Source organism: Azospirillum isscasi (genome assembly GCF_030849505.1).
In the GTDB taxonomy this organism is placed as follows: domain Bacteria; phylum Pseudomonadota; class Alphaproteobacteria; order Azospirillales; family Azospirillaceae; genus Azospirillum; species Azospirillum isscasi.
Genome location: NZ_JAUJFI010000128.1, coordinates 1 through 16,718, shown reverse-complemented (window position 1 = coordinate 16,718; position 16,718 = coordinate 1). Strand labels below are relative to the sequence as shown.

General features: G+C 70.7%; 14 protein-coding genes and 1 pseudogene. 2 read left to right on the top strand and 13 right to left on the bottom strand.

The annotated features are described in order from the left end of the window. The 13 genes from QSG27_RS21190 to QSG27_RS21130 all read right to left on the bottom strand — a co-directional run. Positions 1 to 1,581, bottom strand: a 1,581-nt coding sequence (locus tag QSG27_RS21190; protein WP_306709615.1) for a putative maltokinase, incomplete at its 3' end; no start/stop codon positions are given. Positions 1,582 to 1,670: 89 nt separating this feature from the next. Then, on the bottom strand, positions 1,671 to 1,985 hold the full coding sequence (locus tag QSG27_RS21185) for a hypothetical protein (protein ID WP_035677092.1): 315 nt from the start codon (positions 1,983 to 1,985) through the stop codon (positions 1,671 to 1,673). Positions 1,986 to 2,092: 107 nt separating this feature from the next. Continuing rightward, positions 2,093 to 2,758, bottom strand: coding sequence for a toxin-antitoxin system YwqK family antitoxin (locus tag QSG27_RS21180; RefSeq protein WP_306709608.1), 666 nt, complete (start codon positions 2,756 to 2,758; stop codon positions 2,093 to 2,095). Between the two features lies 1 nt (position 2,759). Continuing rightward, positions 2,760 to 4,835, bottom strand: a complete 2,076-nt coding sequence (locus QSG27_RS21175) for a type VI secretion system Vgr family protein (RefSeq protein WP_306709606.1) — start codon at positions 4,833 to 4,835, stop codon at positions 2,760 to 2,762. Positions 4,836 to 4,851: 16 nt separating this feature from the next. Further along, the gene (gene tssH / locus QSG27_RS21170) at positions 4,852 to 7,467 is read right to left on the bottom strand and encodes a type VI secretion system ATPase TssH (RefSeq protein WP_306709604.1); all 2,616 of its coding nucleotides are present in this window, start codon (positions 7,465 to 7,467) and stop codon (positions 4,852 to 4,854) included. Then, a complete protein-coding gene (gene tssG / locus QSG27_RS21165) occupies positions 7,464 to 8,507 on the bottom strand; it encodes a type VI secretion system baseplate subunit TssG (protein ID WP_306709602.1) in 1,044 nt (347 codons plus the stop codon). Before tssG ends, tssH begins: the two co-directional genes overlap by 4 nt. An 11-nt stretch (positions 8,508 to 8,518) precedes the next feature. After that, positions 8,519 to 10,315, bottom strand: a complete 1,797-nt coding sequence (gene tssF, locus QSG27_RS21160; protein ID WP_306709600.1) for a type VI secretion system baseplate subunit TssF — start codon at positions 10,313 to 10,315, stop codon at positions 8,519 to 8,521. A 12-nt stretch (positions 10,316 to 10,327) separates the two neighbouring features. Continuing rightward, the gene (tssE, locus tag QSG27_RS21155; protein ID WP_306709599.1) at positions 10,328 to 10,804 is read right to left on the bottom strand and encodes a type VI secretion system baseplate subunit TssE; all 477 of its coding nucleotides are present in this window, start codon (positions 10,802 to 10,804) and stop codon (positions 10,328 to 10,330) included. Positions 10,805 to 10,987: 183 nt separating this feature from the next. Beyond that, positions 10,988 to 11,503 (bottom strand): type VI secretion system tube protein Hcp, encoded by a 516-nt coding sequence (locus QSG27_RS21150; protein WP_306709597.1) that lies wholly within the window; start codon positions 11,501 to 11,503, stop codon positions 10,988 to 10,990. A 37-nt stretch (positions 11,504 to 11,540) separates the two neighbouring features. After that, a complete protein-coding gene (gene tssC / locus QSG27_RS21145) occupies positions 11,541 to 13,010 on the bottom strand; it encodes a type VI secretion system contractile sheath large subunit (protein ID WP_306709595.1) in 1,470 nt (489 codons plus the stop codon). 49 nt (positions 13,011 to 13,059) lie between these two features. Continuing rightward, complete coding sequence (tssB, locus tag QSG27_RS21140; protein WP_306709593.1) at positions 13,060 to 13,584, bottom strand: type VI secretion system contractile sheath small subunit; 525 nt, start codon at positions 13,582 to 13,584, stop codon at positions 13,060 to 13,062. Between the two features lie 168 nt (positions 13,585 to 13,752). After that, on the bottom strand, positions 13,753 to 14,388 hold the full coding sequence (locus QSG27_RS21135) for a hypothetical protein (RefSeq protein ID WP_306709591.1): 636 nt from the start codon (positions 14,386 to 14,388) through the stop codon (positions 13,753 to 13,755). A 127-nt stretch (positions 14,389 to 14,515) separates the two neighbouring features. Then, positions 14,516 to 14,845, bottom strand: coding sequence for a hypothetical protein (locus QSG27_RS21130; RefSeq protein ID WP_306709589.1), 330 nt, complete (start codon positions 14,843 to 14,845; stop codon positions 14,516 to 14,518). 133 nt (positions 14,846 to 14,978) lie between these two features. Here QSG27_RS21130 and QSG27_RS21125 point away from each other — a divergent pair, with 133 nt between their 5' ends. Then, the gene (locus tag QSG27_RS21125) at positions 14,979 to 15,740 is read left to right on the top strand and encodes a hypothetical protein (RefSeq protein WP_306709587.1); all 762 of its coding nucleotides are present in this window, start codon (positions 14,979 to 14,981) and stop codon (positions 15,738 to 15,740) included. Beyond that, positions 15,737 to 16,718: pseudogene (locus QSG27_RS21120) on the top strand (hypothetical protein); the annotation flags it as partial. The gene QSG27_RS21125 and the pseudogene QSG27_RS21120, both read left to right, overlap by 4 nt.

Genomic DNA, 16,718 nt, shown 5'->3' with positions numbered 1-16,718 from the left:
GCCGGGGGCGGCCAGCCCGACCGGGCCGGACGCACGGTCGGCGACCTCCGGCCCGGCGTCGGCGCCCAGGATGCCGATGGCGCCGGCCAGCGGGATGGCCAGCCAGTCGGGCCGGTTCGCCAGCTCGTACCCGATCTCGTAAAGGGCCTTCTCCAGCAGGAAAAGTTTCAAAAGCTGCGTGGCCGTGGCGGGATCGGCGGGCCAGCCCGGGCAATCCCCGATGGCCTCGCGGTAGCCGGCGACGAAGGCGGATGCGGCCTCGCCCTCCCACCAGTTCAGCCAGGCGGTGCGGGCGCCGCGCGCCGTCTCGTCCAGCGTTTCGGGCAGGGTGGCCCGCGTCCCGGCGGCGGCGTAGGTGATGGAGCGCAGCATCCCCGCGACATCGCGCAGAATGCAGTGCTTGGCCCGCCGCTCGGCCAGCGGGCGCATGGGTTCGCCCTCAAAATCGACGATGAACACGTCGTCCCGTCCGGCCAGCACCTGCCCCAGGTGATAGTCGCCGTGCAGGCGCATGGCGTGGAAGCCGCCGCGCGGCGGGGTCAGCGCCTCGATCTGGCGCATCACCGTCGCTTCGCTGTCGGCCAGCGAGGCGGCGTAGGGGGCGACCGCCCCGTCCAGCCGGGGAACGGCGTCGCGCAACCGGCCCAGCACGCGGCGGGCGAGGGTGCGCACCCCGTCCGCCCAGCCGCGCAGCATGGCGGGCGTCACCGGTTCCGGCGTGAAGGCGCCGTCATCGCTGGGGGTGGCCAGCGCCCGGTGCATCTCCGCCGTGCGGCGGCCCAGCCGGCGCATGAAGGTCATCAGGGCGATGTCGTCCGCCGTCTCGTTGTCGAAGCGTTCGACGCGCTCCTTCAGGCAGGCGGTGACGTGGCTCCAGGCGTCGCGGGCGTCGGGCACCAGCTCCTGCAGGATGCACAGGGTGGCGGGTTCGCCGTCGCCGGTGCGCTCCACCCAGCCCAGCAGGGCGGGGGTGTTGCGGAAGCCGGCGACCTCGGTCAGGAAGCGCCCGACCTCCAGTTCCGGATGGGTGCCGGATTCCAGCTTGCGCAGCCCCTTCAGGATCGCGGCGTCGCCGACGCGGACGGAGGTGTTGGACTGCTCCGCCCCCGTCCAGCGCAGCGGGGTGTCGCCGGCCAGCGCGCCTTTCAGGGCGTCGAAGGCCCGGCTGCGCCCGAAGCGCAGGCCGCCGCCCTCGCCGCCCTTGCGGATGCCGTCGAGCAGGGCGCGCAGCACCTCCTCGTCGCCGTAGCCGTCGCGCAAGGACCCGGCCCAGGGGAGCGCGTCGGGGCCGGCGATGGCGAAGGGATCGGCGGGATCGGCCTTGCCGCCGCGGTCGAGCACCAGGGGAAGCTGGTAGAGCTGCGGTTCCCGCCCCGGCGGCTCCACCCGCAGCAGGCAGAGCTGGGCGGAGCCGGAGGCGAGGGGCAGGGGCAGCGCATCGACGATGCGCACGCGGGGCGTGCCGGCGTCCTTGGCGGCGTACCAGCGCCGTCCGGTGAGGAAGCCGGGAAGCAGGTCGTCCTGAAGCAGGGACAGGGCCTCGCCCACGATGGGGCCGGGAAAGGCGTTCGGTTTCGGCACTGTCGGCAAGACACGTCTCCCCTGTTGGGCGGCACGGCTCGCACAACAACCGTGGCGGTTGGGTGTTCCTCCCGCCTAACCGTAGGTGGCTAGCCGTCGGACATGCGCGGATGGTGGGGCAGGCGGCCCAGCCGGCCGATCCGTTCGGCCAGTTGCAGCGCCTCCACCACGTCGTCGAGGCGCCCGCACTGCATCAGCGTGTGGGCGTGGGTGTTCAGCGCGGCAACCACCGCGCGTTCGTCGGACACGCCGTCCGCCGGGCGTCCGTCGCGGTCGAGGATGACGGCGCCGAGCGCGGCCAGCGCCTCCGCCGACAGGTTGACGGCGTCGAGCATCGCCGCGTCGTCCTTTTCCGCGGCGTTCAGCACGGGTTCCAGCACCTCGGCGAGCAACCGGGGATTCATGAAGGCAGGCTCCTGACGGCGTCTGTGCTGTCAAACACTGGAGATGGTCCGTTGTGCCGCCGCAGCAAGCCGGTGCCCCCCTCACCTGAACGGGAGGTAGAGGGCGCTTACGCCGCGGGCGGCTGGAGCACCGCGATCTCCTTGCCGTCCTCGGAATAGGTCCGCAGCGGTTCGATCAGCAGGCCGCGGCGGTAGACTCCGTGCTGCATCAGCGCGCCGGAGGGGAAGTAGCGGCGCAGGACCCCGTCCTGAAGCCCGTCCAGGAAGGCGGAGCGCTCGCTCACCGTGCCGTCGTCGTAGTAGCCGAGCACCGGGCCGTGCAGGCGGTCGCCGGCGTAGCTCTCCCGCCGCATCGGACGGCCCTGGGGGCTGTGGAACAGCGCCTCCCCCTCGCGCTTGCCGTCGCAATACTGGAAGACGGCGGCGACGGTGCCGGTCTCGTGGAAGAAGACCGACGGGCCGTTGAGAAGGCCGTCGCGGTAGGTCATGCGGCAGGTCGGACGGGCGTGGGCGTAGAAGGTGGTCAGCCCGTGCTGCACGCCGTCCACATACTCCGCCACCTGGACCAGGGCGCCGCCGGGGGCGTAGTTGCGCACCTCCCCGTGCAGCTTTCCGGCGCGCAGCCGGGCGCGCAGGACGGGGTGTCCGTCCTCGCCGTAGGCGGTGTAGAGGCCATGAAAAAGCTCGTCGCGCAACTCGCCGCTGCGGACGATGCGGCCCTGCCCGTCGCGCTCCTCCACGGGTTGGGGGCCGGATGAGGGTTCGTCCGCCATCTCAGTTCACCTTCACCAGGGTGCCCTTGACGGTGAGGATGCCGTTGGCGCTGACCTCGCCCATCCCCTGGGCCTTGATCGCGGTGCTCAGCCCCTCGGCGGACAGGGCCATGCTGGCCTTCAGGTTCATTCCCATGCCGGCCTTGATGTCCATGCCCATGCCGGACTTGATCTCCATCGCCATGCCCGACTTGGCGTTCAGGGCGCCGCCGGCGTCGATCTTGGTGTCCGCCCCGGACTTGATGCCGACCTCGCCGGAGTTCGCCGTCACCTTCACCGACTTGCCCTTGATGATCACGTCGCCGGTCACGTCGATGGTCAGGTTGCCCTTCACGGTCAGGGTGTAGTCGCCGTCCGCCTTGTGCGTGAAGTCGGCCTTGTTGGTGTGGGTCTCGTTGCCCTTCACCGTCACGGCGCGGGTGCCCTTCGCGACGTCGTGCGTCTCGTTGCCTTCCGACACGGTGATGCTGCGGTCGTTCTTCACGGTCAGCTTGCGGTCGTGCTGGACGTCGATGGTGCTGTCGTTCTCGACCGTCTCCACCTCGTCGTGCTTCACGAGGCGGGTCAGGTCGTTCAGCACTTCGACGTTCATGTCCTTCTGGGCGTGAACGAAAATCTCCTCGGCATCGGCCTTGTCCTCGAACCGGATCTCGTTGAACTTTCCGGCGCCGTCCTTGGAGGTCTGGGTCTTGATGGTGCTCCTGGTCGAATCGCCGGGCAGCGTGTAGGGCACGGTCTGCTCCGCGTTGTAGACGGAGCCGGTGACCAGCGGGCGGTCGGGGTCGCCGTCGAGGAAGGTCACCACCACCTCCTGCCCGACGCGGGGGAAGAACATGATGCCGTAGTTCTTGCCCGCCCAGTTCTGCGCGACGCGGACCCAGCAGGAGCTTTTCTCGTCCTTCTTGCCCAGCCGGTCCCAGTGGAACTGCACCTTGATGCGCCCGTACTTGTCGAGCCAGATCTCCTCCCCGCTCTTGCCGACGACGATCGCGGTCTGGGTGGAGTGGATGCGCGGCTTCACCGCCGTGTCGAGCGGGCGGAAGGGCAGGTCCGGCGGGAAGGCGGTGAAATGGGCGTCGAAATGGCCGCTCGCCCCGTCGATGCGCACGGAATGCAGAACGTATTCGGCGTTCAGGTCGCTCTTGCGGTGGCCCGACACGGTGATGCGCGTTCCCGCCTCCAGCGAGCGGCATTCGCCGCTGCCGCGCACCCGCCGTCCGGGGAAGGCCAGGGCCTGCTGGCGCAGCTTCGCCAAAGACTCCCCGTCGGAGGAGGTGGTGTGGCGGCCCGGATAGTCGCTGACCGTGCCGAAGCCGGACGCGCCCTCCGCCGTGGCGTAAAGGTCGGTCGAGGGCGTCTCGAAATGGTAGCCGTCGATGCCGTAGCTCTTGGGCGTGACGCGCCGCTCCACGCTGAGCCCGGACAGCACGTTGTCCTCGTCGTCGTGCCCTTCGGTGGCGCGGTATTCGAAGGCGTCGAGCAGCGGGCTTTTCGCGAAGGCGCTGCCGCTGTCGCCCAGCACCAGCGTGTGCTTCCCGTCCTCATGCGCAAAGTAGTAGAAGATGCCTTCCTCTTCCAGCAGGCGGGCGACGAAGTTGTAGTCCGTCTCGCGGTACTGGACGCAATATTCGCGCGGGCTGTAGCTGCCGGTCAGCGACTTCCTGATGTCGGTGTAGCCGGCGCCCTTGCAGACCGCCTCGACGATCTCCGGGACGGTCTTTTCCTGGAAAATGCGGCAGTCGCCGGAATGGGTCAGCATCCACAGCCAGGGGTGCAGTTCCGCCTCGTAATGGGCGACCTGGCTGCGGTCGTCCACATGGGTCAGCTCGATCCGCCCGACGATGGCGTTGATGTAACGGACCGTCTCCTGGTCGCCCAGCGTGATGGCGACGGTCACCGGCTTGCCGACGATGCGGTCGAAGGCGATGTCGTCGTCCGACGAGATCATGGTGACGCGGTAGGTGAACAGCGACGACAGCCGCTCCTCCCCCACGATGGTGCGCAGCGCCAGCGCGTCCGGCCCCAGCGGGGTGGTGATGGACAGGTACTGGCTGTCCTGGGAAAAGCGTTTCGCCATGATCGCCGCTCCCCGGTCAGCGTGCCGTGCCGTCCACGCCGACGGTGAAGCGCCCGTCCGCGCCATGGTCCACGGTGATGCGGCCCACCGGCTGGCCGGCGGCCACGCGGTCGAGGATGCGGATGGCCACCTCCGGCACCACGAACTCCGACAGCAGCGTGTCGATCATGCGCGCCCCGGCGTCGGAGTTGAGCGCGCGTTGCACCAGCGCCTCCACCGCCGCACCGGTGACCGCCAGTTCGGCGCCGCGGTTGCCGGCGGTGCGGCGTTGCAGCTTGTCCAGCTTCATCGTGACGATGCGGCGGATCTGCGCCTCGCTCAGCGGGTAATAGGGCACGACGGACAGGCGGCCCAGGAAGGCCGGGCGGAAACGGCGGCGCAGCACGTCGGAGATGGCGGCCAGCCCCTCCTCCCGCGCCTCGGCGATGCGCCCGGCGTCGAGCGCGTCGCGGCCCAGCGCGAACAGTTCCGTGTCGCCCAGGTTGCTGGTCAGCAGGATCAGCGTGTTGCGGAAGTCCACCTCCACGCCCTCGCCGTCCTCCAGCACGCCCTTGTCGAAGACCTGATAGAACATGTCCAGCACGTCGGGGTGGGCCTTCTCCACCTCGTCCATCAGCACCACGGCGTGGGGGCGGCGGCGCACCGCCTCGGTCAGCACGCCGCCGCTGCCGTAGCCCACGTAACCGGGAGGGGCGCCGCGGAGCGTCGCCACGGCGTGGGCCTCCTGATACTCCGACATGTTGATGGTGATCAGGCTGTCCTCGCCGCCGTTCAGCAGCTCGGCCAGCGCCAGCGCGGTTTCGGTCTTGCCGACGCCGCTCGGGCCGCTCAGCAGGAAGACGCCGATGGGGCGCTGCGGCTCGCCCAGCCCGGCGCGGTAGCCGCGGACGGCCCGCGCGATGGCCTGGAGCGCCTGCGGCTGGCCGACGACGCGGGCGGCCATGCGGTCCTCCAGCGTGGCGACCACCTCCAGGTCGTCCTTGGACATCGAGCCGACCGGGATGCCGGTCCAGTTCGACACCACGGCGGCGACCACCGCCCCGTCCACCCGGTGCGGGACCAGCGGGCTGTCGCCCTGCACGGCCTTCAGCTTTTCCGTCGCGGCGGCGGCCTCCACCGCATGCCCGGCCTTCAGCGCGGCCTCCACCGCCTCGACGAGATCGCGCTCGCGCTTCCAGCGCTCGTCCAGAGCGGCCTTTTCCAGGGCGAGGGCGCCGCGGCGTTGCGAAATCTGCGACAGGCGGGCGTGGTGGGCGGTGCCGGGTTCGGCCTCCAGCCGCTCCGCCTCGCGGGCCAGGATGGCGTCCTCGCGCTCCATCGCCTCGATGGCTTCGGGCTTGGAACTGCGGGCGATGGCGACGCGGGCGCAGGCGGTGTCCAGCACGCTGATCGCCTTGTCGGGCAACTGGCGGGCGGGGATGTAGCGGGCGGACAGGGCCACCGCGGCGGCGATGCCGTCGTCCAGCACGCCGACCCCGTGATGCTCCTCGAAGCGGCGGACGAGGCCGCGCAGCATCGCCGCCGCCGCCGTCTCGTCCGGCTCCGGCACCGAGACCGGCTGGAAGCGGCGGGCCAGCGCCGGGTCCTTCTCGAAATACTTCTTGTACTCGGCCCAGGTGGTGGCGGCGATGGTGCGGAACTCGCCGCGGGCCAGGGCGGGCTTCAGCAGGTTGGCGGCGTCGCCCTGGCCGGCGGCCCCGCCGGCGCCGATCAGCGCGTGCGCCTCGTCGATGAAGACGACCATCGGCACGGGGGAGGCCGACACCTCCTTGATGATCGACTTCAGCCGGTTCTCGAACTCGCCCTTCACCCCGGCCCCGGCCTGGAGCAGCCCGAGGTCCAGCGTGCGGATCACCATGCCGCGCAGCGGCGGCGGCACGTCGCCCTCCGCGATGCGCAGGGCCAGCCCTTCCACGATGGCGGTCTTGCCGACGCCGGGGTCGCCGACGAGGATCGGGTTGTTCTGGCGGCGGCGCATCATCACGTCGATGACCTGCCGGATCTCGCGGTCGCGCCCGATCACCGGGTCGATCTTCCCGGCCTTGGCCTGGGCGGTCAGGTCCTGGCTGTACTGGTCGAGCATGGACCGCCCGTCCGACGCGGCGGAGACCGGAGCGGTGGCGGGAGAGGAGTCGGACGCGGCGGCGGACGGCCCGCCGTCCTTCAGGGCGCGGACCAGCTCCGGCAGGTCCGACGCGGTGCGCTCGCGCGGCAGGGCGAGCAGGGAGGGGGCGGATTCCGTGACCACCGCCCGCACCGAATCGCAGGCGACCGCGGCCCAGAGGATCGCCGGCAGGAGGATTTGCGGGCTGTCCAGATGGGTGACGGAGATCAGCAGCGCCGTCTCCAGCATCTCCGGCACGCGGGGGGAGAAGGCCGGGGTGCGGCTGTTGCCGCGGCGGATGCGGTCCAGCGCGGCTTCAAGCTCCGTCTCCAGCCGGTTCGCCTCGACGCCGTAATGGCGCAGGATGCCGGCGACGGTGCCGTCCTTCAGCCGCAGCAGCGCCAGCAGGACATGCTCCGCCTCCACGTCGTAATGGGTCTGCGACACGCACAGAGCGGCGGAGCGTTCCAGCACCTTGCGCCCGTCGCGGTCGAGCTTTCCGATGAGGGACTTGATGTCGGCGGTCACAGGACGGCTCCCTGGGATGGCGTTGCGGGCGGGGCGGGGTCGAGGGTCAGGCGGCCGTCCTTCAGGCTCGGGCGGCCCGGCGCCCGCAGCCAGGAGGTCCAGCCGAGGCGGCTGCCTCCCTCCGGCTTGGTGGACAGGCGGGTCGGCGGCACCTTGGCGGCCTCCAGCACCAGCACGATGCGGAAATCCATCCCGTCGCCGGTGTGGAAGCGGGCAAGCGCGCAGAGCGTGCCATGGTGCCGCCCGTCGGGCAGGAACTCGCGGAAGCGCTCCAGGCTGTCGAGCGTCAGTTCGATGGCGTAGCAGCTCTGCTGGTCCCAGACGCGGCGGCCCAGCACCACCGTGCGGCCCAGGCTGTTGTTCCGCGCGCCGAAACCACTCCCGATCCGGGTCCGGCTCTCCTCGTCCAGCGGCAGCCAGCGCCCGACGAAGCTGCGCACCCGCACCCGCACCCGGAACACGGCGCCGAGAATCGCCTCCAGCCCCGCGGAGGAGCGGCGCCGGTTGGCGAGGATGCCGGAAAAGGCCAGCAACATGCGGTCCGGCGTGCCGGGCAGGCGCTGCTCCAGGCCGGGCGTGCCGATGCCGGACAGGGCGCGCAGCACGCGGGCCATCAGGGTCCGTTCCGGGTCGCGCTCCAGCAGGGGCAGGCTGCCCTGGCGGGTGCGGTAGAAGATCGACATCAGGCGGTGGTTGAAGATGTCGTAGAAGGCGGTGCCCGCCGTGTCGCGCCGCGCCGCCCGCTCCACCAGCAGTTCGGTGGCGACGTAGGGCAGGGGGCCGTTCATGCCCGCCACGCCCAGCACGGGGGAGCGCACCACCCCGCGCCCGTCCGGGGTCCGCCGCGCCTCCACCACGTCGCTGGCGGGGAAGACGAAGCTCGGGTCGTGCTCGATGCGGACGGCCTCCTGCTCCGGGTCGATGCCGGTGCCGAGCGGGGCCAGACCGGGGGCGGCGCGCTCCAGCAGGGCGATGGCCTGCAACAGGTCGAAGCCCCAGGGCTCGGCCTCCAGCCGGTCGATCAGGGCGGGGGGAGTCATGGGGGAGCCCGTCACAGGACCGGCTGGCTGCCGGCAAGGCGCGACCATGCCTTCCACACCCCTTCCCGTTGCACCGAGCGCAGCCGAAGCTGGGCGAAGGCGTTGACGTTGACGTAGAGCCCGAGGAAGCGGCTGAGCACCCCGCCGAAGACCAGCGGGCTGGCCCCGACGAAGTTCCGCTCGTCGAGGTCCACCGTCACCTCCAGCCCGCGCACGAAGCCGCGCCAAGCGTCCTGGCCCATGCGGTGCAGCACCGGGCGGGAGAACAGGCCCTGCACGCCGCGGATCTGGTGCCGGGCGGTCGGGTCCTCCGGGGCATGCAGCAGCAGGATGGATTGCAGGGCGCGCAGCCCCTCCGCGTCGGCGGTCAGGCTGAGATGGTTGACCGACAGGTGGGAAATCAGCTTCCAGGCCGAGGAACCGCCCGCCGGGGCCGGGCGTCCGGGGGTGGGCTTGTGCAGGCAGCGGATGGTGGCGATGGGGGCCGCCTCCTCGATCATCAGCGCGGCACCCGCCGGGACCTGCTCCGCCAGCGCCCGGTTGGTGCACAGCGTGCGGACCAGAAGCGTCTCGTCCGCCGGATCGGTCGGCGTCAGGTCGAGGTGGTGCAGGCTGAGATGCAGGTCGGTGCCGGGCACATCCTCGCGCTGGGTCGGCTCGCGCGCCGCCAGCCAGAAGCCGCGCGGCTCCGCCTCCGCCTCCGCGTGCTGGTGGGAGAAGAGGGGGACGTAGCGGTGGTGCATCCCGTCACCGTCGCGCAGGCCGCTGACCTCCAGGATGGAGTGGACCTCGGTCGTCCGCTCGCGCAGGGCGTCGGGAACGACGCGGTAGGCGGTGCGGCGGTGGTTCAGCCGGATCGGCTCCGCGGTGCGGGTGAACAGGTTGACGATGGGCGTGCAGCCGAGAACGAAGCTGTCCTTGCGCAGGGTCAGCCGGTTGGGCAGCGGGCGCGACACCGCGATCAGGATGTCCACGGTTTCCCCCGACAGCCGCCCCCGGGGAAGCGGCAGGTCGTAGAAGTCGAACTTCTGCGGAAACTCGAAATACTCCTGCAACAGGCCGTAGGCGGGCTGGGCGTGCCTGGGATGCGGCAGCACCGTCTCGTCGGGGCCGAAGCCCACGGGAGCGATCAGGGTGTCGCCGCGCAGCCGCACCGGCGGCTTGCCGGGCTGGACGTAGGCGATCTCCACCACGCCGCACAGGAACAGCTCGTGCAGGGCGGAGGTGAGGATCGTCTCCCCGTTGATGAACAGCCGCAGCCGGTCGATGGGCAGATTCTCGAAGGACTGGTTGCGCGTCTCCAGCCGCAGCCGCAGCACCGACGCGGTGGCGGCGCCGTCGAGGAAATCGTAACGGTCCGCCGGCTCCACCGCGGCGTCGGTCAGGGCGACCGGCCACAGCGTCACGTCGTAGGCGGTGCGGAAGCGGCAGCGCAGATTGCCCTCCGCCACGGCGTGCAGGGGGGTGCCGCGCGGCACGCGGAAGCCGCCGGTCAGCCGCCCCTCGCCGGGCACCGGCTCCATCCGGGCGATGCCCATGGCGGGGATGGGGGCGATCATCTGCGGGTGCAGGATGCCCAGCAGCGCCTCGGAGAAGCGCGGGAACTCGCGTTCCAGATTCAGTTGCAGGCGCCCGGACAGGAAGGCGAAGGATTCGATCAGCCGCTCCACGTTCGGGTCGGCGGCCTGATCCGGCCCCAGCGCCAGCCGGCGCGCGATCTTGGGATAGCTGCGCGCGAAGGCTTCCCCCGCCCGGCGGACGTACAGAAGCTCGCGCTCGTAATGGTCGAGGAGATCCTCGCGCCGCATCCTGGTGCGTCCTTATCCGTCGGACCGGTCCGACGTGTTGGGGGCCGGGCCGCGCAGGCCCACGTCGAACTCCAGCCGTTCGGTGACGGTGCCCGCCATCACCTCGCCGGAAATGCTGGCGGCCATGGTGCCGCGCCCGGTCCCGGCGGTGACCGTCACCCGCGGGCGCTTCAGCCGCGGTTCGAAATCGACGATGGCCTGCCGCACCATCCGCTCCACCAGACGGCGGTCGGCGTCGGAAGCGGCGTCGAGATGCGTGATGTCGGACAGGCCGTAGTCCAGCACCGTGCCGCCCAGGTCGGGGCGGCGGGTCCCGGTGCTGCGGCTGTCCAGGATGCGCGCGACCTCGCGCCGGATGGACGCCTTCAGGTCGGGCATGGACAGAACGGTGGCGGAGGGTTCGTCCCCCGTGGGGCGGTCCGGCTCGAAGTCGATCAGCCGTTCGAACAGCAGCGACCGTCCGCCGGTCATGGTCTTTGGCTGGGTCATCGCCGTGTCCGTTGGGGGTGGGGAATGTCCCTCTCCCGCCCCGGGAGAGGGAAGGGGCCCGCGCGAAAGCGCGGGAAGGGTGAGGGTGCTGTCGGGGGCCGAAGGCCCCGATTCTCGGGCGACCCTCACCCGCCCGCTTCGCGGGCACCCTCTCCCGGGGCGGGAGAGGGTTTATTCAGAGGCTTAGCTGTCGGACACGGTGCCCTTCAGCAGGTTGAACTTCACGCCGCCGCCGCCTTCGTGCTTCTGCTCCTCGGTGTAGCGCTTGTAGGTCCAGTAGATTTCGGTGGCGTTGATCTCGATGGTCTCGGTGGTGTCGCCCTCGTTGACGTTCAGGCTGTGCTTGGCGATCAGCGGGTTGGTCAGCTCGATCGTCAGGAACTCGCCCCACTGGTGGGTGTCGCCGATCGGCTTCAGGCAGTGGATGGTCCACTGCCTCTTGGCCGTGTCGGAGTTGGCCGAGCGCAGGAGCAGCGAGATCAGCTTGGGCGAAGCCCGGTCCCACTTGCGCTCCAGCGTGATGTTCTCGACCTTCGGGGTGTGGACCGTGCGGCGGGCGTTGGTCGAGACTTCCATTTCGACGGTCATGTCCTGCGACAGGGATTCGCACAGGATCATGTCCTTGAACACCGTGCCCCCGGCGATCTCCACCGCGGACTCCCCCTGGACGTTGGGGATATCGAGAATGATCATAGACATGCGGGTTTACTCCGGACGATGCGTTCGGGGGATGGGATCAGGCTTCCGGCGCCGGCAGTTCGGCGACCATGCGGATGGAGGCCGACAGCTCTTCAAGCTGGAAATGCGGGCGCAGGAAGATGTTGGCGCGGTAGACGCCCGGACGGCCCGGCACGTCGTAGACGTCGATGCGGGCCTCGCGCAGCGGGAAACGGGCCTTCGTGCCCTGCGACGCCTCGTCGTCCAGGAGGACGTAGTTGGCGATCCAGGTGTTCAGGTGGTCCGTGATGTTGTTGCGCGTCAGGAAGGCGCCGATCTTGTCGCGCAGCATCACCTTCAGGTAATGGGCGAAGCGCGACGACACCAGCATGTACGGCAGCATCGCGGAGATGCGGGCGTTCGCGTTGGCCTCGTCGGTGTTGTAGACCTTCGGCTTGTTGGTGGTCTGGCCGCTGAAGAAGGCCGCGTAGTCGGTGTTCTTGCAGTGGACCAGCGAGATAAAGCCGAGGTCGTTCAGCTCCTTCTCGCGGCGGTCGGTGATGGCGATCTCGGTCGGGCACTTCAGGGCGATGTCGCCCTCGTCGGTCTTGAAGGTGTGGCTGGGCAGCCCTTCGACCTTGCCGCCGCCCTCCACGCCGCGGATGGCCGCGGTCCAGCCGTGCTTGGCGAAGCTGTCGGTGACGCGCGCGGCCAGCGCCCAGGAGGCGTTGCCCCACAGATACTTGGAATGGTCGCGCCCGTCGGTGTCCTCGACGAAGTTCATGCCCTCGACCGGCACGGTGTTCGGGCCGTAGGGCAGGCGCATCAGGACGTGCGGCATGGTCAGCGCGACGTAGCGGGAATCCTCCGACGCGCGGAAGGACCGCCACTTCACCATCTCCGCCGTCTCGAAGATCTTCGACAGGTCGCGCGGGGCGCCCAGTTCGCCGAAGCTCTCCATGTCGAACATCGCCGGGGAGACGGCGCTGATGAAGGGCGCGTGGGCCGCCGCGGCGAGGTTGGACATCTTCTCCAGCAGGGAGATGTCCTGCGGGTGGCGCCCGAACTCGTAGTCGCCGACCAGCATGCTGTAGGGCGTGCCGCCCAGCGTGCCGTATTCGGCCTCGTAGACCATCTTGAACATGGCGCTCTGGTCGAATTCGACCGCGCTGTCCAGGTCCTTCTGGAGGTCCTTGCGGGAGACGTTGAGGACGCGCAGCTTCAGCGTCGTCGAGGTCTCGGTGTTCATGACGAGGTAGTTCAGGCCGCGCCACGTCGCTTCCAGCGTCTGGAAGTCGGGGTGGTGCATGACCTCGTTCAGCTGATCGCTGATCAGTTCGTCGATCTGCGCGATGCGCTGGTTGATCGCCTCGACCACGTCGACGGCGGAGGCGTCGCCGGTCTCGGCGAGGACCTGATCGACGAATTCGGTCAGAAGGTCGCGGGCGTAGGGCCGCTGGCCCTCCTCGCGCGCCATCTTGCCTTCGACCATCATGCGGTCGAGCAGGGACAGACTGGCGGCGCTCTCAACGGACGTTTCCGTGCTCACCTGTTCGCTCCGTGAAGGGGGTTCTGGTTGGGCTTGCCGGGACGGGGGATCAGGCGGGCTCGCCCGCGGGTTCGCCGGCGGCCGGGCCGAGGAGCTTCTTCAGCTCGTCCTGCTGCTCGGTGCTGGTGATGACGTCGTTCAGCAGGCCGTTCAGCTCGTCGTTGCCGTCCAGCTTGGCCAGCAGGTCCGACAGCTTCTGGCGGGCTTCGAACAGGCGGCTCAGCGTCGGCACCTGCTTCAGCACCTCCACCGGCTGGAAGTCGTCCATGTGGCGCATGTTCAGCAGGATGTTCAGCTTGCCGCCGTCCTCCTGGAGCTTGTTGTCCACCTGGAAGGCGAGGCGCGGCGCCGTGGCGGCCATCACGTCGTTGAAGTTGTCGCGGTCGATCTCGACGAATTTGCGCTCCTTCAGCTTGGGAAGGGGCTTCTCCGGCTTGCCGCTGAGGTCGGCCAGGATGCCGACCAGGAAGGGCAACTCCTTCATCTCCTGGGCGCCGCCGGTGTGGACCTCGTAGGTGAGCTTCACCCGCGGCGGGCGGACGCGCTCCAGCTTCTTCTGACTGCTCTCGCTCATATCTGACGACCTCATAGGGTTGTGCGCGTCGCGCGCCGGCTGTCGAGCTTCGCCATCATTCGGAAGGCACCCCGGCGGAGGCCAGCCGAGATGGACCCCAATTGGACGACATCGCCCCGGAACACCTCCGTTTCGGAGGGAATGCCCGGCACACGAACCATCGCCGGCTCAGCTTCTCAGGTGCTGCAAAAGGAAGTTGCGGGCCTCCAGCAGCTGGCTCATCCGCTCGGCGCTGGACAGCAGGCCGGTGTCGGGGTGGAAGATCGGGGCCAGCGTGCGGAAGCGGCTGTTGACCGTCTGCGTGTCCAGGCCCCATTCGTGGGTGAAGCCCAGCACGTAGGTGGCCTGCCAGGGCTTGCGGATGGGCTGGCGCAGCGGGCGGAAGGCCAGCGTCTCCAGCGCCGCCGTCAACTGCTCCAGCCGCAGGCGGCAGCGGCTCATCTCGCTTTCCACGGCGTTCAGCTCGCCCGCGGTGATGAGGTGCGCGCCGTCGTCGCTGCCGATGGTGGCGGCGACCCAGGCGGCCTTGCGGACGGTCGCCGCGTCCAGCGGCGTGGCGTGGCGCACCCGCAGCTTCGGCACGACCCGGATGCGGCGGGTGCCGCCGTTCCTCAGCGTCACGGTGCGGTGGGAGACGTCCACCGGTTCGGGGCTGCCGGGGTCGGGCAGGTGGGTCAGCGCCTCCGGCCCGACCAGCGTCAGGCAGGAGCGGATCAGGGCGGGCACCGTCATGCCGCGCGCCGCCGCCGCGGATTCCACGGCGGACAGAAGGGCATGCTGACAGGATGCGGTGATGGTGGGCAAAGGGCCTCCGGGTAGGCTCGGCGGTTTGGCCCCGCAAGGTGGGCGATGGCGCGCCGCCGCGGAACGCCTTGTTGGTCCACTCCCGAGACACGCCGCCGGAACTGCGTCCGTTGCGGAGCGAAGGCGTTCAGGCGTCCCCGTCGCCGCGGAGCTCCCCGATCGCGGCGCGGATGCCGGTTTCCAGCGCCCGGACGCGGCGGCGCTGCCGCTCCTCCCGCCGGGCGGCCTCCTGCGCCACGCCGCGCAGCCGGTCCACCTCCTCGACCAGCGAGGGGGCGACGGTGCCGCGGTCGGTGTAGAACAGCCCGACCTGGACGATGTCGTGCAGGGAGGTCCCGGCGGGCATCAGCCGCTCCAGCGCGGCGAGGGCGGCCAGCCGCTCGCCGGGGGAGTCGCTGCGCAGCCGGGCGAGGATGGCGTGCAGGCGGGCGTCGCGGTTCATGGTGCCCCGGTTCATGGTGCCCCTTTCTCTGCGCCGGGGCTTACCGCGGAGGCCGGCGGGCGGCAAAAGCAGATCAGACCAAGTTGGGCCAATCTGAACGGGCCGGCCCCGGGGAAAGCCGCTATAGCCGGACCCTGGGAGGCTGGCCATGCTCTACGGTTTCGGGCGTCTGGCGCTGGTGTTGTGGCTGTGCGCCGTGGGCGGGCAGGTGTTCACCCTGTTCGCCTTTCACAACGCCGTGGCGGAGGCGCACACGGCGGAAATCGCCGCGCGTGCGTCGGCGCTGGCCAGCCGCGTCGCGGCCAGTGCGGCGGAGCGCGCGGCCATCGGCTTCCCGCTCGCCGACCAGAACGACTTGCAGCGGCTGATCGAGCTGGCCTCGACCGGCGGCGGGGGCTTGCGCCTCTACGTCGTGGACCCGCGGGGGACCGTGCTGTTCGCCACCGCCCAGGCAGCGGGAACGCCGGTGCCGGCCTCCTGGATGGGGGTGGGCTGGATGGGTGCGGGGGCGGGGCTGCCGGCGGAACCGTGGACCCTCGCCGACCGCGACGGCGTGCTGGTCGGCGTGCCGGTGGCGGACGCTCTGGGCAAGCCCGCCGGGGCCGTCCTGGGCCTCGCCCCGCAGCAGGACGCGCGGGTGGAGATCCTGGCGGCGCTGCGCGAGACGGCGACGGTCACCGCGGTGTTCCTGGCCGCCATCGGGGTTCTGGCCGTTCTGGGCACGCGGTTGCTGCTGTCGGGGATCTGCCGGTCCGTTCTGGAGCGGACGGCCTTCTACGCCGCCGAGGCCCGGCGGCTTCAGGCGGACGCCCCCGCGGCGGCGGACGACCCGGCGCTGTCCGCTGTCCTGGCCGGGCTGCGCAAGGCGGAGGCCGAAGCCGCCCGCATCGACGGGGAGGTTCCGCGATGACCCGCGCGGCGATGCAGCCCCCTCGACCCGGTGTCTTGCGCCGCTTCATCCCGCTGATGGCCGTGGTGGTCGTGGTGCCCTGGCTGGCCACGCTGGCGGCGGCGCTGATCGCGGCGGCGGGGCTGGCCGACCGCGGAACCGCCTCCCGCGCGGAGATCGTCGGGACGGCCATCGCGCACGACCTGGAGAAGGCGCTGGCGCTCGGCCTGCCGCTCGACCGCATGGCCGGGATGGACGACTATCTGGGCGAGGCGGCGGGGGTCTTTCCGGAGATCCGGCTGATCCTGGTGGTGGACGGCGCGGGACGCCCGCTGTTCCAGAAATCCGACGCGGCGCGCCCCGACCTGTCGGTCCGGCTGGTCCCGGCGCAGACCGACTGGGCCGCGCTGGGGCTGGTGCTGCAACGCTTTCCCATCCGCCAGGGCGCCGTCACGGCGGGCGAGGTGCTGCTGGGCCGCAACGCCGTGGCGCAGCCGGCCAACGCGCCGCGCATCCTGATCGACTTCGCGGTGGCGCTGAGCATCGCCCTGGCGCTGGGCGGGCTGGCGCTGCGCACCATGCTGAACGCCCAGGTGACGGCGCCGCTGCGGCTGGCGGCGGCGCTGGAGGCCAACCTCGCGCGCTCCGCCTACGACCGCATCGCCCCGCCGGTGGAGCAGAGCCTGATCGGCGGGCTGCTGGCCGAGATGAACCGGGTGGTGACCGGCGTCAACGACCGCTTCGCCCGGCTGCGCAGCTATCTGGCCGAGGTGCGCGACCTCAGCTTCAACAAGGACGCCGCGATGCAGGTGGCGCCGCTGATCGAGCGGATCGAGCGGCTGGGCCGCTTCTCGCCGGACCGGCTGACCGCGCTGGCCCCGCCGGACGCCGGGTCGCTGCCCTACGCCGCCGCCTTCTGCGCGGGCGTGGTGGCGGCCATCGCGGCGGCGGTGGCGGCGCGGCACCTGCCGCCGGGCGTGGCGCTGGCCGGGGTGACGG